The organism is Deltaproteobacteria bacterium, assembly GCA_016218975.1.
Taxonomy (GTDB): Bacteria; Desulfobacterota; Deferrimicrobia; order Deferrimicrobiales; family Deferrimicrobiaceae; genus JAENIX01.
On sequence record JACRCO010000057.1, the window covers coordinates 12,326 to 35,203 of the forward strand.

Genomic DNA, 22,878 nt, shown 5'->3' on the forward strand with positions numbered 1-22,878 from the left:
CGATGGGACGCACCGTGCTTTCCTTCACCCAGGAACTGTACCGCGAGGAGGAATCCTGGAAAGCGTTCCGCCGGGCGCTTCGCCGGGAGGACCGGGAGCTGTTCGACGAGCTGTTCGCGGCGGCCCGCTACCACACGGCCGCCTGCGCCTGCTCGGGCCGGGCACTGCCCTTCGAGGCGATCCTCATGAGCATTCTCGTCGAGGAAAGACGGGCGGTAAGGGAGCTTTCCCGGCGGGTCGACGAGCTGGCCCGTCAGTGCGAGGCGCGGCGCCTCGAGTGACGGCGGACGGCCCGGAGCGGATTGCTCCCCTTCGATTTTTCGAAGCAGTCGGGGCACATCCCGTGCGTAGTCTGCGTGTCGAACCCCGAGGAGAAGATTTTTTCGACTGAAGTCCATTCGCCTTCATACTGGATCTTCCTGCACCACGCGCAGACTTTCAGGAATCCTTCCAAACGGAACAACCGCAACACCAGCCGGTTGGTCGCGAGGAGGATGACGACGGCGACGAGAATGACCGTTATCACTTCGAACGATCCTTCCCACATTTCGGGCTGACTCGTGTATTTCGCGAACAACCTCTTCGGCATCTCGTAGATTTCGTCCATGAGGACCATGGCGAGGATCGCGAGAAAGCCGAGCGCCTCGTAAACGAGGATTCTCTCCGGATACCTTCTGATTTTCAAATCGCGCCTCCCCTGCAGTTGAGATGCGCATCGAAGAAAATCCTCTTCTTTTTTCATCTAAACGCCGGAGGATGCCATGAGAAATTCCGCAACCGCGCTGCTGGCGGCCGTCGTCTTGTCGCTCATCCCGTTTCCGGGCGCCGCAGAGGAGGGAAAGAAAATGGACGACCTGTTCATCGCAAGCCCGGCTTTCGAGGATCAAGGGTTGATTCCGCCGAAATACACGTGCGACGGCGCCGACGTCAATCCGCCGCTGTCGATCGGCAACATTCCCGTTAAAACGAAATCCCTCGCGCTGGTCGTAGACGACCCGGACGCCCCGATGGGAACCTGGGTCCACTGGGTGATGTGGAACATGGGGCCCGGCGTGGATTCGGTCCCCGAAAATTCCATCCCGAAGGGAGCCCTTCAAGGAACCAACGACTTCCGGAAACAGGGCTACGGCGGGCCCTGCCCGCCTTCCGGGACGCACCGGTACTATTTCAAGCTGTACGCGCTGGACGCCCCCCTGGCGCTGCAGCCGGGCGCCACGAAGGCGCAGCTCGAGCAGGCGATGAAGGGGCATCTGCTCGGCAAGGCCGAGCTGATAGGGCTGTACCGCAGAAAATAGCCATATGGGTATGCTAACATACCTATATGGACAAGGGTCCGGCGGAAGCGTCCCGGCGGAACATGGCCGGGTGGGTGTTCGACACGATCCCCGACGCGGGCGGAATGACCGTCTGGTTCCGCACGGAGACGGGGGAAACGGTTCCCCTGCGCGCTCCCTTCCGCCCATCCTTCGCCCTGGCGGGGAAACACCTTGGAGAGGCCGGCCTCCGCGCGGCCGCCGCCCGCTGGAACTGCTCCCTTGAGCGGCGGGAAGGCGCCGAATTCTTCTCCGGCAGGCGCCTTCCGGCGTGGAAGTTCACCGTCGCCGCTCCGGGGCTGCTGGGCGCCGCCGTCCGGAGAGCCGAAAAAGCGTTCGGTCCCGAAGCCCTCTTCGACGCCGACATCGCCCCGGAGCAGCAGTTCGCTTACGCCACCGGCCTCTACCCGCTCTCGCATGCCCGCGTGGAGTGCGGGTACGACGGCGCGATCCTTTCCATCCGGATCCTCGATTCCCCGTGGGAAATCGACGCGCCGCTCCCCTCCTTTTCCACCGCGCTTCTGAGAATGGAGGGGAAAGGCCACCCGGCGCACGGAAGGACCCGCCCGCTGGAATTCGTCTCGGACGGCGTAACGCACACACTGCTGTGGGAAGACGGGGAGGAGTTTCTCCGTGAGTTGCTGCGGCTCCTGAAAACGGCCGATCCCGACCTGCTCGTCACCGAGTACGGGGACGATTACCTCATGCCGCGCCTGCTGGAGCTGGCCGGCCGGCTCCGCGTACCCCTTCCCCTCGGGCGCCCGGCGCGCGTTCCGACTCCCGGCGGCGCCGTCCGCCGCGCGAAGGAGCGGTCGTACCTTTCCTACGGCCGCGTTGTCTTCCTCGCGGCGCCCCACACCCTTTCCGGCCGCTGGCACGTTGACGCCCGCAACTCCTTCCTTTTCGGGGAGACGGGCCTGCCCGGGCTCATCGAGCTGGCGCGCCTCTCCGGCATCCCCCTGCAGCGCCTCGCCCGGACCTCGCCCGGAACGGCCATCTCCGCGATGCAGGTGGCTACCGCCCTGCGCCGCGGGATCCTGGTGCCATACAAGAAACGCGAGCCGGAGGAGTTCAAGTCCGGCGCCGACCTCGTCGTTACCGACAAGGGGGGGCTGACCTATCTGCCGCGTCCGGGCCTGCACGGGAATGTGGGCGAGCTCGACTTCGCTTCGATGTACCCCTCCCTCATGGACCGCTACAACATATCCCCCGAGACGATCAACTGCGGATGCTGCGGAAAGCATGCGCCCGGAGGCCGCAGGGGCACGCCGGTGCCCGAGATCGGCGCCCACACGTGCGTCCGCCGCAGGGGGCTTGTGCCCGATACGATCGCCCCGATCCTCGCCAAGCGGCGCCTGCTCAAAATACGGCAGGCGGCGTGCGCCTTCCCCGAGGAACGCGATCTGTTCCGGAAACGCCAGACGGCGCTCAAGTGGCTCCTGGTGGTCTGTTTCGGGTTCCTGGGATACCGGAACGCCAGGTTCGGCCGCATCGAGGCGCACGAGGCGGTCACCGCCTGGGGACGGGAGAAGCTCCTGGCCGCAAAGGAGATCGCGGAGCGCGACGGTTTCCTCTTCCTGCACGGGCTGACCGACGCCATCTGGGTCAAGCGTCACGGCGCGTCCGAAGGCGATTACCGGGAGCTCGCGGAACGTATCACGGACGAAACCGGGATGCCGATCGCGCTGGAAGGGGTCTACCGATGGCTCATGTTCCTTCCGTCGAAGCGGAACCCGGCGGTGGCCGTCCCCAACCGGTTCGCGGGAACATTCTCCACCGGCGAGATAAAGGCTCGCGGGATCGCGATGCGCCGGTCGGACACTCCCCCGCTCGTCGCCGCCCTCCAGCGGGAGCTCCTGGCGCGGATGGCCGCGGCGGAAACGGCCTCGGAACTTGCTGCCATGCTGCCGGAGCTGCGCGGTATAAGGGAGCACGCCGCGGCCGCGCTGCGCGAGGGACGCGTCCCGCCCGAGGCGCTGGCCGTCGCCCGGCGCCTGTCCAAACCGCCCGGGCAGTACGTCGCGAACACCGTCGCCGCCGCGGTCACCCGCGAGCTGTGCGGGCGCGGCGTGGCGCTCCGGCCGGGATCGAAGATCCGGTACCTGCTGGCCGACGGAAAAGGACGGGCGATGGGGTTCCTGGACGGCAACGAAACGCCGGATCTTCCCCGCTACGAAGAGATGCTGAGCGAGGCGGAGGAGGAACTGCTCGGGCTTATCCGATGAACCTTGGTCTGCGTTCAGGCGGCCGCTTCACCGATGCCGACTTGCACGGTCAACCGCTCCGTCCCGCGCAGCAGCCCGATGCTCGCCGTCTCCCCCGCCCCGGTCTCCGACAGCAGGCGGTGCAGCGCGTCGACGCTTTCCGCCGGATGTCCGTTCAACTCCACCAGGATATCCCCCGGCCTGATGCCCGACACGTTCGCGGGGCCCCGCGGATCGAGTGAAACCACCTCCACGCCGGATTCACGCGCCAGGTTGAAATAGCGCACGACGCGCCTCGGAAGCGGCCTCGACCGTCCGGTAATCCCCAGGTATCCCCGGCGGACCTTGCCATAAGCAAGTATATGCGACACCACATGCCGGGCCGTGTTGGCCGGAACGGCGAACCCGATACCCTGCGCTGCGGCGATGATCGCCGTGTTGATACCGACGATCCGCCCCTTCGAATCTACAAGCGGCCCGCCGGAGTTCCCGGGGTTCAACGGTGCGGTGTGCTGGATCACGTTATCGATCATGCGTCCGTCCAGGCTCCGCATACTTCTCCCCGTGGCGCTCACGACCCCTGTCGACACGCTGGACTGGAAACCATAGGGATTCCCGATGGCGATCGCAAGCTGTCCCACACGCAGCGTGGAGGAATCGCCCAGCGCCGCGTACGGCAGCCCCGAGCCGTTCGCCCGCACGACGGCGAGGTCGTTCGGAGGATCCGAGCCCACTGCGGACGCGCCGAGACTCGTTCCGTCCGTCAGAGTCAACCGCACATGCTCCGCGCCGCCCACCACATGGTGATTTGTAAGGACGTATCCGTCAGGCGTCAGGATGACGCCCGATCCCGCGCCGACCGGTTCGACGTCGTTCCCGCCCGGAGCGTCGCGACCGACGAAGATGCCGACGACGGAGGGACCGACCGCATCCACCACGGCAGTCACGGCCCGAGAGTAGGCATCCAGCAGTTCCACGTCCTTCCTGCCCGCAAGCCCGTTTTCGTACCTGCCGGACGGGATTATATTTTCATCCATATCCTCGCCGCCGCCGATCGTGGTCAAAATTGCCGTGTGAAACGCCGTTACGCCGCCTTCTCATCCTGTATGAGGCGGTGCATCTTTTTCCTCAGGTTCTTGGGGATCTCCTTCAGATGATGCACGTTTTTCGAATGCTCGGATGCGCGATCCAGGACTTCCTCCTCGGTATCCCCCCGGAACACTTCCTGGCATCCCGACACCAGTTCCTTGCAATACAGGATTTTCTTCATGGGCCGCCTCCCTGATCGAATGCATTTTTCCTCGAGTGTCCGTTATTTTGATGTAATGCACGCGTCTCGAGGTTCCGCCGAACGAATTCCCGCCGAAAGCGGACCTTCGGAACATCCGCCGGAATCTAATTTTTTGAAACGACAAGCAGAACGGGGAGGAACGAGATGAAATCGCCTTTTGTGATCTGCGGCGCGACCGGAAACATCGGATCGAGGATCGTAGGGAAGCTGCTCGATGCGGGCGAACCCGTACGCGCCATAGCGAGGGAACGGGTCCGGCTGGGGCCCTTGGCATCGAAAGGCGCGGAACCGTGGCCGGGAGATATCGGAGACCCGGCATTTCTCGAAAGGGTGCTTGCGGGGGCAAGAGGCGCTTTCGTCCTGATCCCGCCGAAACACGACGCACCGGATTTCCGCAAGTACCAGGACAGGATCGGGGATTCGATCGTATCGGCGCTCGAAAAAGCCCATGTCCCGCGCGTGGTGATACTGAGCAGCATCGGGGCCAACCTGTCCGAAGGGACAGGTCCCGTCCTGGGCCTTCACGACCTCGAATTGAAATCGAAAAAGGTGCGCGACACGGCGTTCGTCTGCCTCAGGCCCGCCTATTTCATGGAGAATCACCTATGGAGCATTTCCGCAATCCGCGAAAACGGGGTGAACGGAAGCCCGGTACGTCCCGACGTCCCCATACCCATGGTGGCGACGAAGGACATAGCGGGCAGGGCGGCCAGGTTGCTGCTGGAAGGGAAATTCACCGGTCATTCCGTTCAGTACCTTCTCGGCCCGCGCGACCTGACGCTTTCGGAGGCGACGCGCATAATCGGCGCGGCAATCGGGAAACCGGATCTGCGCTACGTGCAGTTCCCCGAGGACGAGGCCCGCAAGGCGATGGCCCGCATGGGGCTCTCGGACAGCGTGATCGAAGCGTTTCTGGAGATGGAACGCGGATTCAACGCGGGGCGGATCCAGGCCACGCAGGAACGCAATGCGGAAAACACCACGCCCACGCCGCTCGAGGAGTTCGTCAAGACGGTCTTCGCTCCGGCCTACAAGGCCGCCGCATGATACGGACCGGGTGTGAAAGTTCGATTGCCGAGACCGGGGGAATTGGGGACGCCATCGGCGGCCCAATGAAAGCGCACGGCCGCCCCCCGGTCCGGCGGCCTGTAATCGTGGAATCCGGTTACCGTATTCCCAGCATCCCTTTTTTCAGGTCTTCGCTGGCCGGTTTAGGCCCGACGTAAATCAAAAGGATGGCGTTCGCCAGTTTCGCGGTGCGGATAGTGCCCAGCACTTTGCCGTTGTGCCTCGCGACGACCGTACCGTCTCCGCTCAAGGCCAGATCGACGACATCCCCCTTGACGAAATCGGAGGTGAAGAATGAAAGGAACGTCTTCGCATCGCCGGATGCCGCCACGTCGGGGCTGTTGTTCGCGAATCCCTCCGCGAACGCCCCTGTGATCTTTTCCTTCTCGACCTTGCTGTGCAGGAAATTCATCCGGATGAGCTTGTCGCCGGGATCGGCAAGCAGCTCCGCCGGAGTCGAGACACGCTTTGCGGTGTACAGCGATCCGATGTAAATCTTGAAAAACAGCTTTTTCCGGATGCCGTAGCCGTTGAGCGCAAGCGTTTTTTCCTTCACGCGGACCGACGGCTCGATTGTTACCCCCGACACCTCCACGGCGTACGAGTTTGCGGAAATCAGCAAAACGGCAAGGACGGCCGCCAATCGTTTCATGATCCCCTCCCGGTGCGTTATCTCATCCGCCCATCACTATAACCGAATCCCGTATCCGGAAACCACGGCGTTCCTGCGCGTCTCTAATGCGTACGGACCGACTGGAGGTGAATTCCGATGATAAAAGTCAAAACCTTCACGACGCAACTCAGGATATTCCATACACGGCAAGAACTGGATGAATTGGACAAGGAGGTCGGCGATTTCCTTTCCTCCCGCAAGATACGTAAGGTGATATCCGTCTGCGACGCCTCCACGTCGGGGGAAAAGGGAGAAACGATCGGCCTGATCCGAACGCTGACTTACGAGGAACCGACGGCTACAAAGGCGAAGGCGATGAGGATCTGGCTGAGAAAGGCGAGCTGAAGCGGTGAGGCCGGGTAACGCCGGCCCGGGCTATATCCTCGAAACGAACGGGTTGCCGCGTATGTAGAACCGGAGGCGGCGTTTCGCCCACGCCCCGGCGTAGTCCACCCCGACCCGCGGCCGCCTCACTACCGTAAGCGGCCCGGGCTCTTCCGGTTCGGCGATGAAGAACTCGTCGCCGGTAAGATCGTGGCCGTTCAGGCGCTTGTCGATCCCCATCGCCCTGCACAAAAGCCCGGGACCCTGCGTTCGCCCCTCGACGTTCCGCACCGGCTCGATCGCCCGCAGGAGAACGGCGGAAGCGTGTCCGTCCCGCTCCGTCACGGCGTTCATACAGAAATGCATGCCGTAGACCATGTAGACGTACGCGTGGCCCGGAGGTCCGAACATGACCTTCGTCCGCTCGGTAAATCCGCGGGAGGAATGCGCCGCAAGATCGTGGGGTCCCACATATGCTTCAACCTCCACTATCCTGCCGACGCGCGCAGCTCCGTTCGTCGAGCGAACCAGGTGTTTCCCGAGCAATTCCCTTGCTACTTCGACCGTGTCCCGGTCGTAAAATTCACGAGGAAGTTTCAGCATGCCTGCATGCAAGGCGAAAACGGCTGATATTCAATCGAGGTCGATGTCGCGCACCGGTTTGGGGGCCGGCTCATCCTTGGACTTTTCGAGGAATTCCTTGAACTTCTTCTCCATCGTTTCGCCTCGCCCCTTATCCGATTCGACGATCTGCTTGTATTTCTCGTGGATTCGGGACGTTTCCTCGCGGAGAACCTGATGGGCGTCCGACAGGGACGCTTCCTTGCGTGGGTTGACGGGCTGGCGGCTTTCCAGGACAATTCCACGGGCGGCGTCGATCGACAGGCGCGCCCCGCAGCACGGGCAATCCACCTGGACCGTCGAGCTGTTTCCGGCAGAATCGGTCATCTTCGATTCCCCTCCACAACGGACATATTATATGATAGCAGTATAATTGTTTACCCGCGGAATCTCCTGCGCCCAGCAGGCAAATCAACCTGACAGCTCTGAGGAGGTGGCGATGATCGAAGCGTATCTTAAGGAGGAGAAGGAGCGCGCCGGACTGGGGATTCCCCCCCTGCCGCTCAATCCGGAACAGACCGCCGGTCTGTGCAAACTGCTCCAGAAACCGCCGAAGGGGAAGGAGGAGTTTCTCCTCGGACTGCTGAAAAACCGCGTATCACCGGGCGTCGACCCAGCCGCGAAAGTGAAAGCCGAATTCCTTGCGGGAATCGTCTCCGGAAAGATCAAATCGCCGCTTGTCGGCCCGCAGGACGCCATTGCGATCTTAGGCACGATGCTCGGCGGCTATAACGTGGCCCCGCTCGTAGCGGCTCTCAAGAACAAAAAGCTTGCGGGAGATGCGGCAAAGGCGCTGTCCGGGATCACCCTGGTGTACGACGCATTCGAGGACGTCGCAGAGCTTGCCAAAGCGAAGAACGAGGCAGCTCTCAAGGTAATGAAGTCATGGGCCGAGGCGGAATGGTTCACCTCACGCCCGGGCGTGCCGGAAACGATCGAGGTCAAGGTCTTCAAGGTCGAAGGCGAGATCAACACGGACGACTTCTCCCCTGCCGGCGATGCCTGGAGCCGCCCGGACATCCCGCTTCACGCGCTTGCCATGGGAAAGACCCGCTTCAAGAGCGGGCTGGACACGATCGCCGGGTTCCGCAAGGAAGGCGCCCGGGTCGCCTTCGCAGGCGACGTGGTCGGCACCGGCTCCTCCCGCAAGTCCGCATGCAACAGCGTGCTTTGGCACATCGGCGAGGAAATCCCTTGCGTGCCCAACAAAAAGACCCGCGGCGTAATCATCGGCGGCGTCATTGCGCCGATCTTCTTCAACACCGCCGAGGACTCCGGGGCGCTTCCGATAAAGGCCGACGTGACAGCCATGAAGACCGGCGACACGATCGTCATAGACACGAAGAACGGCGTCATCAAGGACAGCTCCGGAAACGTCCTTTCCAAATTCACGCTGTCCCCGAACACGCTGGCGGACGAATTCCGGGCAGGCGGCCGCATTCCGCTCATCATAGGAAAAGCTCTCACCGTGAAGGCCCGCAAGGCCCTCAAGATGAAACCCTCCACGATCTTCACGCAGCCGGACAACCCGGTGCCGAAACCGAAGCAGGCGTATTCGCTGGCGCAGAAGATCGTCGGCGCGGCATGCGGCCTTCCGGGCGTACTTCCGGGGACCGCCTGCACGCCGAAGATGACCACGGTCGGCTCGCAGGACACGACCGGCCCGATGACCGCCGACGAACTGAAGGAGCTTGCGTGCCTTAAATTCCAGGCGCCCATGTTCATGCAGTCGTTCTGCCACACGGCGGCGTATCCGAAGCCGGCCGACGTCAAGATGCACAAGAACCTGCCGTCCTTCGTATCCGCAAGGGGCGGCGTGGCGCTTCGCCCCGGCGACGGCGTCATCCACTCCTGGCTCAACCGCCTGCTCGTGCCCGATACGGTCGGCACGGGCGGCGATTCCCACACCAGGTTCCCGATCGGCATTTCGTTCCCTGCAGGGTCCGGACTCGTCGCCTTCGCCGGCGCGCTCGGATTCATGCCGCTCGACATGCCGGAATCGGTGCTCGTGCGTTTCTCCGGAAAGCTCAACCCCGGCATCACGCTTCGCGATGTTGTCAATTCGATCCCGTTCTACGCCATCAGGAAGGGGCTTCTCACGGTTCCTAAAAAGAACAAGGTCAACGTCTTCAACGGCCGCATTCTCGAAATGGAAGGGCTGCCCGACCTGACCGTGGAGCAGGCTTTCGAGCTGACCGACGCAGCCGCCGAGCGTTCCGCAGCCGCCGGATGCATCCAGCTCTCCGGGAAATCGGTCGCGACGTTCCTTCGCTCGAACATCGCGCTGATGAAGAAGATGATCGCCGACGGGTACTCCGACGCGCAGACGCTCGCGAACCGCATCAAGGCCGTCGAGAAGTGGCTCAAGAAGCCATCCCTCCTCAAGGCCGACAGGGGCGCCGGATATGCGGCGGTGATCGAGATCGACCTCGCGGAGATCACCGAGCCGATCCTTGCCTGCCCGAACGATCCTGACGACGTTAAGCTGCTGTCGGAAGTCGCGGGCGACTCGATCCAGGACGTCTTCATCGGTTCATGCATGGTCAACATCGGCCATTTCCGCGCAGCCGGCGAAGTCTGGCGAGGCCGCAAGTTCAACCCCAACGTCCGCACATGGATCTGCCCGCCCACAAGGATGGACCAGGCGCAGTTGAAGGACGAGGCGTACTTCTCCGTCTACAGCGCCGTCGGCGCCAGGATAGAGATAGCGGGCTGCTCGCTTTGCATGGGAAACCAGGCGCGGGTGCCCGAAAAGTCCAACGTGTTCTCCACCTCGACGCGGAATTTCGACGACAGGATGGGCGACGGGGCGAGGGTGTACCTCGGCTCGGCGGAACTCGGCGCGGTTACCGCCGTGCTTGGACGGCTTCCGCAGCCCGCGGAATACTTCCAGGTTTTCAGCGAGAAGATCGAGCCGAACCAGGGGAAGATCTACAAGTACCTCCAGTTCGACGAGATGCCCGCGTACAGTTAAGCCGCGGCGATTACAGGCACGTCGAAGGGGTTACGGTTATGTGCCGTAACCCCTTTTTTTTTCACAATATTTGGCCATTCAAAACAGTATTTTGCTTCCCGGTGAAGTTTTATTCGATGGATTCGCTGTCCTGAACCGGAACCCCCCGTGGATTAAAGATTTTTTCATACATACCGATTAAAGGGGGGTGAAGCGATATATTCTTATCTGTTTATATACTCGGGTCCGAAAATTTCCACGCGGGGGTTTCTTATGAAAAATATCTTGTTGTTGGCATTTGCAGGCCTGTTGATCCTTGCCGGAGTAAGCGAGGCCGACGCAGGCATGGACGGTGAAATATTGCTCGGAATGGCCAATGCCCAGTCCGGCCCGGCCTCCGGTCTCGGGAAAGGCATGCGCACGGGCGCCGAAGCGGTCTTCAAGGAGATCAACGCGAAGGGAGGGATCCACGGCCGCTCCGTGAAATTGATCGTGCAGGACGACGGATACGAACCCGAGAAATCGATCGATGCGACGCTCAAGCTGATCGAAGAGAACAAGGTCTTCTGCCTTTTCGGGTACGTGGGAACCCCCACCGCCAACGCAGTCGTCCCCATCGTCAAGGAAACCCATGTCCCCCTTGTTGGTCTTTTCACCGGCGCCATGTCGCTGCGCAATCCGGTCGTCCCGGAGGTGATCAATTTCCGTGCAAGCTATGACGACGAAGCCGAGAAGCTCGTCGACCACTTCGTAAAATCGTTCGACGCGAAAAAGTTCGCAGTCTTCTACCAGGACGACGGGTTCGGCCTGGCGGTCCTCTCGGGCACGGAAAAAGCCCTCGCCCGCCGGAAGATATCCGTCACTGCGAAAGGGATGTTCCAGAGAAATACGACGGCGGTCAAGACGGGCCTCGCGGCGGTCGCCGCATCGGAGCCGGACGTGGTCATCATGGTCGGCCCCTATGCGCCTCTCTCCGCCTTCGTAAAGGATGCGAAGGCCGCGGGGCTCAAGGCGCGGCTTGCGACCGTATCCTTCGTGGGAACCGAGAACCTCGTGGCCGCGGTCGGACGTGACGGCGACGGGGTCGTCATATCGCAGGTCGTCCCGTTTCCCGAGGATTTGTCCACGCCGATCACGAAAGAATGCAGCGACCTCCTCGGAAAGCACGCCCCCGGAGAGAAGCTGGGATTCGTGAATTTCGAGGGATGCGTCACGGCCAAGCTCATGGCGCTCGGACTGGAAAAAGCGGGCAAGGATCCGGGCAGGGACGCCCTCCTGAAGTCGTTCGAAGGAATGAACAACGTGGATATCGGCGGGATCGTCATTTCGATGAACGCCGGCGACCACCAGGCGTCCGACTCCGTATTCCTCACGGAGATCCGGAACGGAGCCATATCCATTATCGGACGTTGACGGCCGCAACGGCCTTTCGGGAAACGTGAAATGACGATACGCGGGAAACTGATTGCGGGTGTCGCGGCGACTTCCATCGCCATCGCCGTGATAGCGGCGGCGAGCACGTCGGCCATTCTCAAAATACGAGATGCCGTCGGACTGCTGACCGATCGCTCCACCCCGCTACAGATCAAGACAGTGTCGCTACAGCAGACGGTCGAAAAGCTTTCCGCCGATTTCCTGCGGCTCGGGATGGCCGCCGAGCAGAACGAGATCCGGGAGCTTTCCTCCTCAATCGACTCCCACATCGGCTCCATCGAGAAGGTCAACGCTGAAATCCGCGAGTTGAGCACCGAGGGCGCACAGGCCGATCCCCGGCTTTTCAGGGACGTTCACCGTGACGTGCTTTCGGCGGTCGAGACGCGGCGCGCGAACGTCGCAATTTACAGGCAGCGGGTCGGACAGGTCAACGAGGGACTGGCGCGGATAGAGGCGAACCTTGCGGGCATCGGGGAAACGATACGAAAGCTGAACGCCCACGCCGACGAAACCATGGAAAAAGCCCAGGCGGGGAACAACCAGATCACCGCCGATATCAAGACCCTCCTCACCCTCCAGGCAAAGCTCAAGGACGCAGCGGCGATCATCAACGAATTCGAGGCGGTCCGAAGCAAGTACAAATTCGGGCCGATGCGCGAGAAACTACGGTCAGTCATAGATTCCATCGAATCGGTCTGCGCCGCGCAATGCTCGCACACCGCCGTAAAGGTGATCCGCACCGCCGTTCCCGAACTGCAGAGCGGAGGGACGGCGCTTATAAAGCTTCGTGAAGATGTTTTATCGGGAAGGGCGCATGAGGACGCGTACGCCTCGTCCAAGCGCGATCTCCTCTCCCGGTTCGCGGAGCACGGAAACCGGATCGCCGAAGCGACCGACTCCCTCGAAATCTCCACTCTCAAAGGAAGGGAGAGGATGAGCCAGTCCCGCCGCCTGCTGGACGGGGCGACATCCATCGCAAGCTCGGGGAACGCGATCGGCATAGACGTGAAGGAGCTCGCGTCGTCCGCCCGTCTCGTCATGCTCGCCTCCTCTGCGGCGGAGATCGACAGGCGGTCCCGGGACATAAAGGCGACCACGGACCGGATCGGCAAGCAGGTCGCCCGGATGAAGGAGGCCATACGCGGCTCTTCACAGGAACAACTGCTCGGCGGGGCCGACTCCATCGGCCGTGAGATGAAGACCGTCGAGGGGCTCATGGACGGGATCGTCGCCGCGAAACGGAAAGTGATATCCAGCGACGAAGCATTCCATGGGTCCGTGGCGCGCATCATGACCGTCAGCGGCGAGCAGTCCCGGAAGGCGGGGGACCAGGTGCGGGCAACATCCGAAACGCAGAAGGAAGTCGTGGCCGGCGTAAACAGCAAGGTTCGGACCTCGCTCGCGCTCATCCTCGCCTTGTCCGGCGCCGTGGTGGCGGTATCGGTCGTGGCCGGAAGCCGGATGGTCGTTTCCATTTCCAAGCCGATCCGGGAGACTGTCGAAGTCATCGGCGCGCTCGGAAACGGGGACCTTACGCGCAAGACGGAGATCAGGACCGGGGACGAAATCGGCATGGTCGGGAGAAGCGTCAACGGACTGGTCGAAAAGCTGCATTCGGGAATGTCGCAGGTCTCGGAGAAGTCGGACGTAGTCGTCTCGTCCGCCCACGAGCTCTCCTCGACCGCGGAACAACTCTCCAAACGCGCGCAGGCGCAGTACGACGAGGTGAAATCGCTTGCGGCATCCGCCGAGGAGATTTCCGCCGTCACATCGAACATGACGAAAAACGCCGAGTCGTCCGTCCGTTTCGCCGAGGAAACTAGGAAAGTCGCCTTCGCGGGGGACGAAACCGTCCGAGGCGCCGTCGACGGGGTCGGACAGGCGGCAGGGTCCCTTGCCGAGATCGCCTCGTCGATCGACTCGCTGAAGAATGATTCCGGTCGGATCGGAGAGATCGCGGCGTTCATCAAGGAGGTCACCGAGCAGATCAACCTGCTCTCACTGAACGCGGCGATCGAGGCGGCGCGCGCAGGCGATGCGGGCCGCGGCTTCGCGGTCGTGGCCGACTCGGTCCGGCAACTGGCCGACAAGACGGCTACCGCGGCGGAACAGATCGGCGGCGTAATCGCGTCGATCCACAAGGGCGTCTCGAGATCCGCGGCGGTCGCGGACCACGGGCGGAAGGAAATGGCCAGGGTCGTCGAACGGGCGAACCTTGCGGGCGCATCGCTCCGTGAAATAGTGGGAAAGGTCGAACGCCAGGCCGAGCTTATCCGGCAGATGGCGACCGCATCGGCCGAACAGTCGACCACCGTGGAAACGATGGCTGCAAACATCACCCGGGCCGCGGATATTTCCAGGGAATTCGTATCCGCAAGCTCGCAAATCTCCAGCACCGGAGACGATCTGAACCGGGTCGCCGTCGATCTACAGGGAATCGTCCGGCAATACAAGCTGTGAAGGACCTATCGCCGTCCTTCCGGCGGCGCTCGTCATTATCGCCATCGCCATCGTGATCTCTATTCTGTTTGTCGGCGCAAAGGCCGCGCCGCGTCGTCTTCCCCGAACCGCCAGACGATCGCGCAGAGAACGCCGGTTCCGAATCCCGCCATGTTCCCCGCAAGGGAGAGCGCCGCGGGGTTGAGGAATTCCATGACCGGGTTCGCATCCATCGCGAGGAAGAACGCGACGATTACCCACGCGCAGGCGAAAAGGTAGGCGGGAAGACACGCAAGCCGCCCCATCCCGTACATCCTGATCGAAACGTTGGGAAAAAACACGAGATAAGCCCCGAGTATTCCGGCGACCGACCCCGCCGATCCCTGCGAAGGAGGTCCGCCCGCCTTCCCCCACAGCACGTGGGCGACTCCGGCTACGACGCCGCAGAAAAGGAAGAGCGTAAAGAACGGGATCTTCCCCATCCTCTCCTCTACGTTTTCCCCGAGGACGAAAAGGAAAAGCGAACCCGCCGCCAGAGGAAGAAATCCGGCGTGGAAGAAGGGGGCGAAAAGAAGGGGAAGCTTCGGAACGCCCGCGAATCCGGTCCCGGACGGCAAACCGGGCAGGCCGCCGGGCAGCGTGAGGGGCGAACCCGTGACCTGCCCGATTGCGTAAAGAAAAACAAACACAAGGATCAGCGAATAGCTCGCCAGGGGCAAAGCTCCCGGTTCGGAGGCATCAGTGGCAAGCGGAACGACAATGGGAAGCGGGATCCCGGCTCCGACAGGATTGCCCGCATTGCCCGTGCCGTATTTTTTTTCCATAATGCGGCGGGACTCCCCCGCGAGCGTCTCGCCGAGGGCCGCATATCTTGCTTCATTCTCCCTGAGGAATCTGAACTTCGCGCGGATGCCCGATGCCGACTCGCGGGAGGCGAGTATCCCTTCGCAGGCGGCGCAGTGTAGAACGGGTATCCCCGTAGCCTGGAAATCGACCGCCGTCAGGCTCTCTTCGCAGCGGGGGCATCGCGAAACCGCAGCGGCGGCGCGCATCCGGGAAATCGCCGTACCGGATTTTCCAGGCGTTTCCGCGGCCGCGTTCAATCTCCCCCCGGTCAATTCCCGGATCTCGCCGTAGTCGAACCATATCGCTCCGCAGGACGAGCACAGGTCGATCTCCTTCCCGCCGGAGACGATCCTTCGCATCGAGGAAATCCTGCAAAAAGGGCATTTCATCCGGCACAGTATATCCGCCCGGCAAGCACGACCGCAAACACCTGCACGGCCCTTGAATCCGGCCCGCTTCTGTTGACAATCATCCCGCATCCGATAGACTTTTCGGCATATAGCCGCGCGCCCGGCGATTGAGCCGGTTGCCGGAATACGGGGGGCATTCGCAATGCAATGGATCCCGGGTATTATCGCGGTCGTCATCGTCGCCTGGTTCGTCGGGACGTACAACCGGCTCGTCCGTCTGCGGAATCAGATCAAGAACGCCTGGCACCAGATAGAGGTGCAGCTCAAGCGACGCTACGATCTCATCCCGAACCTGGTCGAGGTCGTCAAGGATTACATGAGTTACGAGCAGGAGACGCTCGCGAAGGTTATCGAAGCGCGCGGCGCGGCGCTTTCCGCCAGGGGAACCGCCGCCCAGGCCAAGGCGGAAAATGCGCTGACGGAATCCCTGAAAAGCCTCTTCGCCGTCGTGGAAAGCTATCCGGATCTAAAGGCCAATCAGAACGTGGCGTCTCTCCAGGAAGAACTGACCGGAACCGAGAACAAGATCTCCTTCGCGCGACAGTATTACAACGACTCCGTTATGACCTACAACAATACGATCCAGTCGATTCCCTCGAACGTCATCGCTTCGGTTTTCGACTTTCAGCCTTCCGAATATTTCGAGGCCGGCGTGGAGGCCAAGGCCGTCCCGAAGGCCGACCTGAGATAATTCCATGGAGGGGGGACTCGCCTGCCCCAGGTGCGGCACGCTGAACCGGGCCGATGCCGCATATTGCAACCTTTGCCAGGAACCGTTCAAGCCGAGGGACCTGTCGTCTCCCGCCGGCGCTTCCGATACCGCCGCCGGGGCCGCACCCTTCATGAAACACGTCCCGATGCTCCCGTTCAACGAGGCGGCAAGGAGCAATGTCCGCATGTCGCGGCTGCTGTTCCTTGCGCTCTTCGTCGTGTTTTTCGGGCTGGGCGGAGTCATCGGACAGGCGTACGGGAGCGTGGAACCCGGCCTTGCGCTTGCCCTGATCCTTTATGCGATACTGTCCTCATCGGCCTATTTCAGCGGTTCCTCGATCGTCCTCTCGATCCACGACGCCCGGGAAGCCGACCCGGCCAGGCACCGTCAACTGCTGAACGTCGTCGAAGAGATGAAGATCGCTTCCGGTATCCCGATGCCGAAGGTTTACGTCATGGAGACCCCGGGGTTGAACGCGTTCGCCGCCGGGAAAAAACCCGGAGAGGCCCTGGTCGCGGTGACGACCGGCATGCTGGAACGCCTCAGCCGGGATGAACTCCAGGGAGTGGTCGCGCACGAGATGGCCCACATAAAGAGCCGGGATACCCTTTACAACATCTGCGCGGCCGTGCTGGTTGGAGCCATCGTACTGCTCTCCGACATGTTCCTGAGGGACACTTTCCTTTTCAGGGGAAGAGGAAGGACGCGGGCGGGAGGCAGCGGCCGCGGGAACCCCGCATTCCTGCTCATCGGCATACTTCTCGCCGTTCTCGCCCCCCTGGCCGCAAAGCTGCTCCAGATGAGCATCTCACGGCAGCGGGAGTACCACGCAGACGCCGCGGCGGCGGAATTCACTCGCAACCCGCTGGGGCTTGCTTCCGCGCTCGAGAAAATATCGATGGGCGGCGCGGGAGTGCCGGGGGAGAACCGGGGGACCCAGCACCTTTTCATCGTGAACCCGCTGCGGAAGTTCACGGAGCTCGATTCCGCCCTACTTTCCACGCACCCACCCACGGAATTGCGCATTCAGCGCCTGAAAGCCATGGCGGGAGCAGGATAACGAGGTGAGCATGGAAACCGCAAAACCGCCGCGATTCCTGTCGATGGAATTCCACACCCGGTTTTTCCCGGACCTTGTCCGCAACCGTTTGCGTCCTAAAGAGCGGACTGCGACCGGGTTCGTTTCGGGATTCGATTCCCTCATAGTGTTTTTCATTGCCATCGCCGTCGCGGCTATCGGGATTTCATATGCCGTGTCCCACCGGTCGGTCATCGGGTGGATCGCCGGCGGCGCGGGGGTTGCGGGAGTACTGGCCCTGTTCGTCCAGAGCGTGGTTTCCCGAGAAAATATTCCGTGCTACGAATCGTTTCTCTTCGGCGTCTTCGGCTTTTTCGTCACACTCGGGGCGACCGCGGGGATATTCATCGGGACACTCGAACACTCGCTCCCGCTCGTCCTGACGGCCGCCCCGGCGGGATTGGCGGCGGGCTATCTGCTCGGCATCCTGGCGGGACTCTGGTTCCAGTATCTCGGGTGGATTGCGGTGCTTGTGAACGGCATCGCGGCGCTTGCCGTCGTCGGCATGATCGTCGTGGACCTTGTGCTCCTCTCCGGAGCCCTGTTCGGCTGAATGGAAAAGGAGCTGGCATATGTCCCGGAGCGGCGAAGGGTCGCGGAGACCCTGGGGTTTCAACCGGGGATCTGGGGCGCCTTTTTCCTCATTGCCGCCTGTTTTTTCTTATTCACCGGCAAAGGGCCCACGGACGACGTCCTGTGGATGATCGCCGGTTGCGCCGCAGCGCTCGGCCTGGCATTGACCGGGTACGAAGCGTGGAGGCGCAGGAACCGCACGGTGCTCGTGAGGGAAGGGGATCACATCGCCGTTTACCGCAAAGGCACCCTCGACCTGACCCTCGCCCCCGAAGAAGTCACCGAGGAAAAACCCGGAATCTTCGTCATGCTGCGGATCGGCATCCCGCTGGGGATGGCAGCGGCCATATTTTTGGGCGTTGCGATCACGGAAATTCTACGCGATAAAACGGGGATCGGCGAAACCCTGCTTATCCTGTCCCTGGGCCTTGCCTGCGCCGCCTCTCTCGCATCCGCGGCATGGATCCGGTTCCGCTATCGCCACCTGCAGGTACGCATCGAAGGTTCGAGATGGCTGGCGGAGGAGACGGTCCTGGTCCACCCTTCCCGGATGAAAGACCTGTTTCAGTAGACCACCCGGACGTCCGGGCAATGGTTCTTGATCCAGTCCAGGTACTCCGGCGAGCACTGGTTCCGTTTCTCCCCCTGGAGAGGGGGCATGCAGTCGAGGTATTTCCCCTTGGGGCATTCGTAATTTATCGGCCTGCCGGCTGGAGGCGGAACGGGCGGAAGCACGGGGGTCGGCTCTCCCGTCGTCATGTATTGGTTCGCCAACGCACCGGTCAAAACCAGCACGCAAAACCATTTTCCGCCGGCGAATACCGTCATCGCGGGGCCTCCCGTAATTCCCTACCTGATTTTCCTGTTCAGCCAACCGAACGGAATATCGATGTTGAAATATACGTCCATCGTTTTTCCGGTTTTCGGTTCCATCGCCTCGAGTTTGTCGTAGTTGTGCCCATTCGACGCGATCAGACCCTGTTTGACGCTTCGAAGCCCCAGCACGCGCAACAGGACGTACTCTTCCCCCGTATCGATGACGACAAATGCCGTTTCCGGGGACGTTCCGTCACCCGAATCCAATATCGAATCGATCAGACCTCCTGCGACGAACGCGTGATAGGCCGACTTGTCGTTCTCCCTCATCTGCTTGTATGCGATCCTGCAGACGGTGTGGGCGTCTATATCCACATATTTTTTCCCGAGGATCCTTTGCGCCGCATCGAGGGCCTTATCGTACATGGCGTCGCGAAGGGCATTGAACATCTTTTCACGATCGGTGGAATCGTCCGAGTAGGGGTTGTATTCCTTCGTCGCCGCGTAGGCAATCCTGAATTCCGTGAAATCGATCGAGCGATCCTGCTTCTTCACTTTATCCAGCAGTTCGCCGTACGACGGCTTTTCCTTGCCGTGCAGATTACCCGTGAAGCCGACGACCATCGCAACAGCCGCCGCGCAGGCAAGGAAGCCAAGCCGATGATTTTTCATTCTCCATCCACCAGCATGGGAAGCCTCCCGTGAGCCGATTTTCAGTATACTCGCCGATGAATGAGACGCAATCCCGTCTGTCACGGATCCATCGCCATACCGTGCGCACCGGGCTGCTTGCCCGCTATGGCGCCGAGAGCGTGACATGAACCTGCGCCGTCCGGCTTATCGCCGATACCTGCCCCGGGTCCCGAGCGCCAGGGAGCGGATGATGAATTCGGGGAGCACCTTCAACAGGAAGACGTAGAACTTGTAACGCCGGCCGGGGACGACGAACAGTTTTCCGCGCGCGAGGCCCCGCAGGGAAGCGTCCACCACGTCCTCCGCGGACATCCACCAATTCCGGGGAACGTGATCCCTCCCGATCCCCGATGCGTCATGGAATTCCGTGAGTGTGTATCCCGGGCAGAGCGCCTGCACCTTGACGGGCGACCCGACGGTTGCAAGATCCAGGTAAAGCCCTTCCGTGAAGCTGTTCATCCAGGCCTTGGTTGCGCAGTAGCTCGCGTTGCCGGGACTATGCCCGAAGGCCGCCACCGATGAAACGTTCACAAGGCACCCTTTTCCCCGGGCGACCATTCCGCCAAGCGCCGCGTGACTTAATCGTACGGAGGCGATCACATGGAGGCGGTGCATCCGATCCTGTCCTTCAACGTCCGTCTCGAAGAACAGGTCCCGCGTGCCGAAGCCGGCGTTGTTCACGAGGAACTCCAGTTCCCGGGCGCAGGCGATTCTCTCCTCCACCCTTCGAAGATCGCCGTCATCGGCCAAGTCCGCCGCCAGGACTTCCGCCTCCACTCCGCAGCCTGTTTTCAGTTCCTCCGCAAGTTGCTCGAGCCTGTCTTTCCTGCGTGCCACCAGGATCAGATCATAGCCGTCGGAGGCGAGACGCCTCGCATAGGCCGCACCGATACCGCTTGATGCGCCTGTCACCAGCGCCGACCGACCGTGGCCCTTGCGCGGGGTTTTCGTCATATTTGGACAGCGCTCCTCCTTTTTCGGGAATTTTACGCCAGGGAAGAACATCCGTCCTGCGAAATCCCGTAACCCGGAGGAATACGCCTCCATCTAAAGGGCGAGCATCCGATGGCATACATCGGGCGAGGAGGTGAATACCATGCTGAATTTCAAATCCATCCTGTTAATGACACCCTGGGAGAGCGAATGATGCAACTCCCTGCTCATTCATCGGCGCCCCGCCTGCAACGGAGGATCGATAACCTTGATGTTCCTCGCCGCCCTGGAAACGAACAGGTCTTATGGATGGATGACCATCACTGCAAAAGCATGCGGGCGCCGGAAGGCGGACGGACAAAGCGGAGGGAACGGGTAGCTGCAAGATCTGCCGCCGGCACAAGGAGTCGACGAGTGCCCGGATGCGCCAGGTACTCGAAGCGCTTCGGCTCCTCCCCTTCGGCGTCACTAATCCCACGTCGTCGAAGTAATGCTCCTTCACGGAGGTGGAGCTCTTCACTTCGTACAGTTCCAATAGCCGCGATTCCGGACGATAGTCTCGTTCGTCAGGACTCGTGATATTCTTGCCGCAGTTGACGCTCCGCCCCCGTAAACGGTTCCGACACGATTCCTTCCTGATGGAGGCGTACTTGACTCAACCCGATTCCCGTTCCAAGCCGAGAAGAGGCTATACATACATCACCGACATGACGCATCTCCCCGATCCCCTTGATTCGGATCCCCGGATCCCGGAACCCGCCAGGCGGTTAACCGAATACCTGGGATCCATCATCGAGAAAGCCTCCCTTTTCCAGCCGGAACAGTGGGGGGAAACAATCATGCGGTGCCGGCGCCGCCCCGGCCGGCAGCGGTGTCCCGGGCGGATCCACGTCCGGATCGGGAAGGAGGACCCGCCTGAGATCCTTTGGGCCTGCCCCCGATGCGAAGAGAACGGAATCATCCGGAATTGGCAGGGATCGGCCTGGGACCTCTCCGATGTCGGCTGGGATCTCCCTGAGGTGGCGCATGGGCTCGAAGACCTCCCCGCCGCTTCGAGCGGAAGCCCGTCCGTCATCCCCATTTACCAGGTCGACGCTTTCACCGACAGACTCTTCGCGGGGAATCCCGCCGCCGTCTGCCCGCTCAACGGCTGGCTTTCCGACGACCTGCTGCAGAAGATCGCCGCCGAGAACAACCTCTCCGAGACGGCCTTCTTCGTATCCAGGGATGACGAGTTCGAGCTGCGCTGGTTCACGCCCGAGGTCGAAGTGGATCTTTGCGGGCACGCCACGTTGGCCGCCGCCTTTGTCCTGATGGAGCTCCTGGAGCCTGACCGCCGATCCGTCACCTTCCGGTCCCGGAGCGGACCCCTTCCCGTGACTTGCGATGGAGACCTATTCTGTCTGGACTTCCCAAGCCGACCTCCCGCGCCGATCCCGGAGCCGCCCGGTCTATCCGGGGCGCTTGGCGCCCCGCCGGCATCGGTCCTCAAAACCCGGGACATCATAGCCGTCTTCGACGACCCGGAAACGGTGCGCCGCCTCGCCCCGGACATGGAGAAGCTCAGAGCCGTCGAGGGTTTCGCCGTCTGCGCCACGGCACCCGGATCAGGCCGTGACTCCGACGTCGATTATGTACTGAGGTTCTTCGCGCCGGCCCAAGGAGTCGACGAGGATCCGGTAACCGGTTCGGTCCAGTGCTCCCTGGCCCCCTACTGGTCGGCAAGGCTCGGCAAGACGATCCTTCGCGCCCGCCAGGTCAGCCGCCGGGGAGGAGAGCTCCTGTGCGAGGTTGCCGGGGACCGGGTCCGCATCGCGGGGAAGGCAGTTCTGGTGTTCAGCGGGATATTGCGCCTTCCATCCATTTCCCGGCAGGAGTTCCCATGAACTCCTCCAGTGGGATTCCCTGCCCCCCGACAAGAAGGACCCGGTTCGGCTGAAACAACTTGGCGAAGGCATCGAACCCGGGCAGCGCCGCCCTCCTCCTGCCGCTCTTAACCTCGATGGCGACGACGGCCTCGCCGGCACGCAGGACGAAATCCACCTCGCGGTTCGCGTGGCGCCAGTAATACAGCTCCGTGTTCGTCCCCAACGAGGAGTTGTACAGGTGCGCTCCGACGGCTGACTCCACGAGCCTCCCCCAGTATTCCCGATCCTGCCGCGCCCCCTCGAAGGAGAGATGGGACTGTGCGCAAAGCAGGGCCGTGTTCAGCACCTGGAGCTTGGGACTCGAGCCCCGCTGCCTCAGGCGGGCGCCATGATACTTCGGAAGACCGGCCAGCAGCCCCGCCCCGGCAAGCAGGTCGAGGTAGTGCGCCAGGGTCGTCGTGTTGCCCGCCTCCTGCAACTGGCCGACCATCTTCTGGTAGGAGAGCACCTGCCCCGAATAGGCGCATCCCAGGTGAAAAAGCTGCCGCAGCAGGGAGGGCTTGTCCACGCGGGTCATGAGGAGGATGTCCTGCGACAGGGTCGTCTCGATCAGGGAATCGACGATATAG

The 22,878-nt window shown here is 62.0% G+C and carries 24 protein-coding genes; 13 read left to right on the plus strand and 11 right to left on the minus strand.

Features of this window, described 5'->3' with window-relative positions; all coding sequences use genetic code 11:
* Window positions 1-2 precede the first annotated feature (2 nt).
* Window positions 3-281, plus strand: coding sequence for a hypothetical protein (locus tag HY896_08070; protein ID MBI5576305.1), 279 nt, complete (start codon window positions 3-5; stop codon window positions 279-281).
* Here HY896_08070 and HY896_08075 read toward each other — a convergent pair.
* On the minus strand, window positions 254-685 hold the full coding sequence (locus tag HY896_08075) for a hypothetical protein (protein ID MBI5576306.1): 432 nt from the start codon (window positions 683-685) through the stop codon (window positions 254-256). The two genes, HY896_08070 and HY896_08075, sit on opposite strands and share 28 nt — an antisense overlap.
* A gap of 76 nt (window positions 686-761) precedes the next feature.
* On the opposite strand from HY896_08075, the gene HY896_08080 reads away from it, so the two are divergent.
* Together HY896_08080 and HY896_08085 are read left to right on the plus strand one after the other, a co-directional pair.
* The gene (locus HY896_08080; GenBank protein ID MBI5576307.1) at window positions 762-1,295 is read left to right on the plus strand and encodes a YbhB/YbcL family Raf kinase inhibitor-like protein; all 534 of its coding nucleotides are present in this window, start codon (window positions 762-764) and stop codon (window positions 1,293-1,295) included.
* A gap of 26 nt (window positions 1,296-1,321) precedes the next feature.
* Complete coding sequence (locus HY896_08085; GenBank protein MBI5576308.1) at window positions 1,322-3,538, plus strand: hypothetical protein; 2,217 nt, start codon at window positions 1,322-1,324, stop codon at window positions 3,536-3,538.
* Window positions 3,539-3,552: 14 nt separating this feature from the next.
* Here the strand turns inward: HY896_08085 and HY896_08090 are convergent, their stop codons facing one another.
* Both HY896_08090 and HY896_08095 read right to left on the minus strand, forming a co-directional pair.
* Window positions 3,553-4,554, minus strand: a complete 1,002-nt coding sequence (locus HY896_08090) for a trypsin-like peptidase domain-containing protein (GenBank protein MBI5576309.1) — start codon at window positions 4,552-4,554, stop codon at window positions 3,553-3,555.
* A gap of 47 nt (window positions 4,555-4,601) precedes the next feature.
* Window positions 4,602-4,787, minus strand: a complete 186-nt coding sequence (locus HY896_08095) for a DUF1059 domain-containing protein (GenBank protein MBI5576310.1) — start codon at window positions 4,785-4,787, stop codon at window positions 4,602-4,604.
* A gap of 165 nt (window positions 4,788-4,952) precedes the next feature.
* On the opposite strand from HY896_08095, the gene HY896_08100 reads away from it, so the two are divergent.
* Window positions 4,953-5,855, plus strand: coding sequence for an NAD(P)H-binding protein (locus tag HY896_08100; protein MBI5576311.1), 903 nt, complete (start codon window positions 4,953-4,955; stop codon window positions 5,853-5,855).
* Between the two features lie 118 nt (window positions 5,856-5,973).
* Here the strand turns inward: HY896_08100 and HY896_08105 are convergent, their stop codons facing one another.
* Window positions 5,974-6,528 carry a chalcone isomerase family protein gene (locus tag HY896_08105; protein MBI5576312.1) on the minus strand — a complete coding sequence of 185 codons (555 nt, stop codon included), beginning with the start codon at window positions 6,526-6,528 and terminating at the stop codon, window positions 5,974-5,976.
* Window positions 6,529-6,645: 117 nt separating this feature from the next.
* Here HY896_08105 and HY896_08110 point away from each other — a divergent pair, with 117 nt between their 5' ends.
* Complete coding sequence (locus HY896_08110) at window positions 6,646-6,894, plus strand: hypothetical protein (protein ID MBI5576313.1); 249 nt, start codon at window positions 6,646-6,648, stop codon at window positions 6,892-6,894.
* A gap of 30 nt (window positions 6,895-6,924) precedes the next feature.
* On the opposite strand, the gene HY896_08115 is transcribed toward HY896_08110, so the two are convergent.
* Complete coding sequence (locus HY896_08115; GenBank protein MBI5576314.1) at window positions 6,925-7,476, minus strand: DNA-3-methyladenine glycosylase; 552 nt, start codon at window positions 7,474-7,476, stop codon at window positions 6,925-6,927.
* A gap of 30 nt (window positions 7,477-7,506) precedes the next feature.
* On the minus strand, window positions 7,507-7,821 hold the full coding sequence (locus HY896_08120) for a hypothetical protein (GenBank protein MBI5576315.1): 315 nt from the start codon (window positions 7,819-7,821) through the stop codon (window positions 7,507-7,509).
* Between the two features lie 112 nt (window positions 7,822-7,933).
* Between HY896_08120 and HY896_08125 the strand changes: the two genes are divergently transcribed.
* The 3 genes from HY896_08125 (at window position 7,934) to HY896_08135 (ending at window position 14,341) form a co-directional block, all read left to right on the plus strand.
* Window positions 7,934-10,468 carry a bifunctional aconitate hydratase 2/2-methylisocitrate dehydratase gene (locus HY896_08125; GenBank protein ID MBI5576316.1) on the plus strand — a complete coding sequence of 845 codons (2,535 nt, stop codon included), beginning with the start codon at window positions 7,934-7,936 and terminating at the stop codon, window positions 10,466-10,468.
* Between the two features lie 252 nt (window positions 10,469-10,720).
* Entirely contained in the window at window positions 10,721-11,860 is a 1,140-nt protein-coding gene (locus tag HY896_08130; protein ID MBI5576317.1) for an ABC transporter substrate-binding protein, read from the plus strand.
* 30 nt (window positions 11,861-11,890) lie between these two features.
* Window positions 11,891-14,341 carry a methyl-accepting chemotaxis protein gene (locus HY896_08135; protein ID MBI5576318.1) on the plus strand — a complete coding sequence of 817 codons (2,451 nt, stop codon included), beginning with the start codon at window positions 11,891-11,893 and terminating at the stop codon, window positions 14,339-14,341.
* Between the two features lie 59 nt (window positions 14,342-14,400).
* Here the strand turns inward: HY896_08135 and HY896_08140 are convergent, their stop codons facing one another.
* A complete protein-coding gene (locus tag HY896_08140) occupies window positions 14,401-15,525 on the minus strand; it encodes a rhomboid family intramembrane serine protease (GenBank protein MBI5576319.1) in 1,125 nt (374 codons plus the stop codon).
* A 193-nt stretch (window positions 15,526-15,718) separates the two neighbouring features.
* Between HY896_08140 and HY896_08145 the strand changes: the two genes are divergently transcribed.
* The 4 genes from HY896_08145 to HY896_08160 all read left to right on the plus strand — a co-directional run bounded on the left by HY896_08145 (window position 15,719) and on the right by HY896_08160 (window position 18,510).
* On the plus strand, window positions 15,719-16,267 hold the full coding sequence (locus HY896_08145; protein ID MBI5576320.1) for a LemA family protein: 549 nt from the start codon (window positions 15,719-15,721) through the stop codon (window positions 16,265-16,267).
* A 151-nt stretch (window positions 16,268-16,418) separates the two neighbouring features.
* A complete protein-coding gene (locus HY896_08150) occupies window positions 16,419-17,348 on the plus strand; it encodes a M48 family metallopeptidase (protein MBI5576321.1) in 930 nt (309 codons plus the stop codon).
* Window positions 17,349-17,358: 10 nt separating this feature from the next.
* Window positions 17,359-17,919, plus strand: coding sequence for a hypothetical protein (locus HY896_08155; GenBank protein MBI5576322.1), 561 nt, complete (start codon window positions 17,359-17,361; stop codon window positions 17,917-17,919).
* Window positions 17,920-18,510: a hypothetical protein gene (locus HY896_08160; GenBank protein ID MBI5576323.1), complete on the plus strand. Its 591-nt coding sequence runs from the start codon at window positions 17,920-17,922 to the stop codon at window positions 18,508-18,510.
* On the opposite strand, the gene HY896_08165 is transcribed toward HY896_08160, so the two are convergent.
* The 3 genes from HY896_08165 to HY896_08175 all read right to left on the minus strand — a co-directional run bounded on the left by HY896_08165 (window position 18,504) and on the right by HY896_08175 (window position 20,402).
* On the minus strand, window positions 18,504-18,767 hold the full coding sequence (locus HY896_08165) for a hypothetical protein (protein MBI5576324.1): 264 nt from the start codon (window positions 18,765-18,767) through the stop codon (window positions 18,504-18,506). The two genes, HY896_08160 and HY896_08165, sit on opposite strands and share 7 nt — an antisense overlap.
* A 21-nt stretch (window positions 18,768-18,788) precedes the next feature.
* Entirely contained in the window at window positions 18,789-19,427 is a 639-nt protein-coding gene (locus HY896_08170; GenBank protein MBI5576325.1) for a DUF4919 domain-containing protein, read from the minus strand.
* Between the two features lie 165 nt (window positions 19,428-19,592).
* Window positions 19,593-20,402, minus strand: a complete 810-nt coding sequence (locus tag HY896_08175; GenBank protein ID MBI5576326.1) for an SDR family oxidoreductase — start codon at window positions 20,400-20,402, stop codon at window positions 19,593-19,595.
* Window positions 20,403-21,220: 818 nt separating this feature from the next.
* Between HY896_08175 and HY896_08180 the strand changes: the two genes are divergently transcribed.
* Entirely contained in the window at window positions 21,221-22,267 is a 1,047-nt protein-coding gene (locus HY896_08180; GenBank protein ID MBI5576327.1) for a PhzF family phenazine biosynthesis protein, read from the plus strand.
* Here HY896_08180 and HY896_08185 read toward each other — a convergent pair.
* Window positions 22,218-22,878: DUF4143 domain-containing protein (locus HY896_08185; protein MBI5576328.1), on the minus strand; the 661-nt coding region annotated here is incomplete at its 5' end. The two genes, HY896_08180 and HY896_08185, sit on opposite strands and share 50 nt — an antisense overlap.

Excerpts from the sequence above, each read along its gene's own strand:
- HY896_08085 (MBI5576308.1), top strand. The coding sequence starts at position 1,322 with ATGGACAAGGGTCCGGCGGAAGCGTCCCGGCGGAACATGGCCGGGTGG.
- HY896_08155 (MBI5576322.1), top strand. The coding sequence starts at position 17,359 with ATGGAAACCGCAAAACCGCCGCGATTCCTGTCGATGGAATTCCACACC.
- HY896_08165 (MBI5576324.1), bottom strand. The coding sequence starts at position 18,767 with ATGACGGTATTCGCCGGCGGAAAATGGTTTTGCGTGCTGGTTTTGACC.
- HY896_08175 (MBI5576326.1), bottom strand. The coding sequence starts at position 20,402 with ATGACGAAAACCCCGCGCAAGGGCCACGGTCGGTCGGCGCTGGTGACA.
- HY896_08125 (MBI5576316.1), top strand. The coding sequence starts at position 7,934 with ATGATCGAAGCGTATCTTAAGGAGGAGAAGGAGCGCGCCGGACTGGGG.
- HY896_08170 (MBI5576325.1), bottom strand. The coding sequence starts at position 19,427 with ATGAAAAATCATCGGCTTGGCTTCCTTGCCTGCGCGGCGGCTGTTGCG.
- HY896_08145 (MBI5576320.1), top strand. The coding sequence starts at position 15,719 with ATGCAATGGATCCCGGGTATTATCGCGGTCGTCATCGTCGCCTGGTTC.
- HY896_08160 (MBI5576323.1), top strand. The coding sequence starts at position 17,920 with ATGGAAAAGGAGCTGGCATATGTCCCGGAGCGGCGAAGGGTCGCGGAG.
- HY896_08130 (MBI5576317.1), top strand. The coding sequence starts at position 10,721 with ATGAAAAATATCTTGTTGTTGGCATTTGCAGGCCTGTTGATCCTTGCC.
- HY896_08115 (MBI5576314.1), bottom strand. The coding sequence starts at position 7,476 with ATGCTGAAACTTCCTCGTGAATTTTACGACCGGGACACGGTCGAAGTA.
- HY896_08090 (MBI5576309.1), bottom strand. The coding sequence starts at position 4,554 with ATGGATGAAAATATAATCCCGTCCGGCAGGTACGAAAACGGGCTTGCG.
- HY896_08140 (MBI5576319.1), bottom strand. The coding sequence starts at position 15,525 with ATGCGAAGGATCGTCTCCGGCGGGAAGGAGATCGACCTGTGCTCGTCC.
- HY896_08095 (MBI5576310.1), bottom strand. The coding sequence starts at position 4,787 with ATGAAGAAAATCCTGTATTGCAAGGAACTGGTGTCGGGATGCCAGGAA.
- HY896_08150 (MBI5576321.1), top strand. The coding sequence starts at position 16,419 with ATGAAACACGTCCCGATGCTCCCGTTCAACGAGGCGGCAAGGAGCAAT.
- HY896_08180 (MBI5576327.1), top strand. The coding sequence starts at position 21,221 with ATGCGGTGCCGGCGCCGCCCCGGCCGGCAGCGGTGTCCCGGGCGGATC.
- HY896_08135 (MBI5576318.1), top strand. The coding sequence starts at position 11,891 with ATGACGATACGCGGGAAACTGATTGCGGGTGTCGCGGCGACTTCCATC.
- HY896_08100 (MBI5576311.1), top strand. The coding sequence starts at position 4,953 with ATGAAATCGCCTTTTGTGATCTGCGGCGCGACCGGAAACATCGGATCG.
- HY896_08120 (MBI5576315.1), bottom strand. The coding sequence starts at position 7,821 with ATGACCGATTCTGCCGGAAACAGCTCGACGGTCCAGGTGGATTGCCCG.
- HY896_08070 (MBI5576305.1), top strand. The coding sequence starts at position 3 with ATGGGACGCACCGTGCTTTCCTTCACCCAGGAACTGTACCGCGAGGAG.
- HY896_08110 (MBI5576313.1), top strand. The coding sequence starts at position 6,646 with ATGATAAAAGTCAAAACCTTCACGACGCAACTCAGGATATTCCATACA.
- HY896_08080 (MBI5576307.1), top strand. The coding sequence starts at position 762 with ATGAGAAATTCCGCAACCGCGCTGCTGGCGGCCGTCGTCTTGTCGCTC.
- HY896_08105 (MBI5576312.1), bottom strand. The coding sequence starts at position 6,528 with ATGAAACGATTGGCGGCCGTCCTTGCCGTTTTGCTGATTTCCGCAAAC.